Origin of the sequence: Trinickia mobilis, assembly GCF_017315705.1 — a bacterium.
Classification (GTDB): domain Bacteria; phylum Pseudomonadota; class Gammaproteobacteria; order Burkholderiales; family Burkholderiaceae; genus Trinickia_A; species Trinickia_A mobilis.
In genome coordinates this window covers 19,007-19,699 of the sequence record NZ_JAFLRF010000071.1, presented here as the reverse complement: position 1 = coordinate 19,699, position 693 = coordinate 19,007, and the positions used below count along the sequence as shown (strand labels likewise).

The 693-nt window shown below is 60.2% G+C and carries 1 protein-coding gene and 1 pseudogene; both read right to left on the bottom strand.

Features of this window, described 5'->3' with window-relative positions:
• Nucleotides 1–89: 89 nt before the first annotated feature.
• On the bottom strand, nucleotides 90–527 hold the full coding sequence (locus J3489_RS35955) for a MarR family winged helix-turn-helix transcriptional regulator (protein ID WP_207005564.1): 438 nt from the start codon (nucleotides 525–527) through the stop codon (nucleotides 90–92).
• A 4-nt stretch (nucleotides 528–531) separates the two neighbouring features.
• Nucleotides 532–693: pseudogene (locus J3489_RS38195) on the bottom strand (DHA2 family efflux MFS transporter permease subunit); the annotation flags it as partial.

Below are 693 nucleotides of genomic sequence, written 5' to 3'. Positions count from 1 at the left end.
GCGGATGCCTCTGCCGGGTTGAGCTATCTGCAACTTCATTCTCTGACCTGTCGGATTAATGGTTAAAAAAGGGGGGAGCGCTGCCGCGCTCACTCTCCAATGAACTTCTGCAGCAGGCGGCCCAACTCATCGAACTCCGCCTTCGTGAATTTCTTCAGCCGCGCATTCAGCACTTCCGGTGCGATTTTCGGAATCTCAGCCGCGACTTCTTGGCCCTTCTTCGTCAGCACCAAGTTGACCACCCGGCGATCGTCCGCGCTGCGCGAGCGTTCCAGCAACCCCTTCGCTTCCAGCCTGTCGAGCATCCGCGTCATCAGGCCGGTGTCGACGGACAGCACCTTCGAGAGCTCGAACGGCGTGGAGGCCCAGCCGCGCCGCATCGCGAGGAGAATGCCCATCTGCGGGCAGGTGATGTCGAGCTCCTTGAGGGCCGCATCCATTTCCGCAACGATCAGGTTGCGCGCCTTGGTCAGCATGAACCCGACGCTTTGCGTCAGCGAGAAGCTTTCGGTCGTGTAGTGCTCCATGGCGTCAATGACCGCCCGCGCCCGCTGCGCTCGCCGCCCCGTCCTTGCTGGGCTTGGTCACCCAGATGAGCGGAATGATCACGATAAAGATCACCGCCGACAGCCAGAACACATCGTTCAAACCCAGCATTGCTGCCTGCGCGTTCAACTGCGTTTCAAAAAAGGT

What these genes read in the sequence shown, in the direction of transcription:
- J3489_RS35955 (WP_207005564.1), bottom strand. Translation starts at nt 527, where the DNA reads ATGGAGCACTACACGACCGAAAGCTTCTCGCTGACGCAAAGCGTCGGG.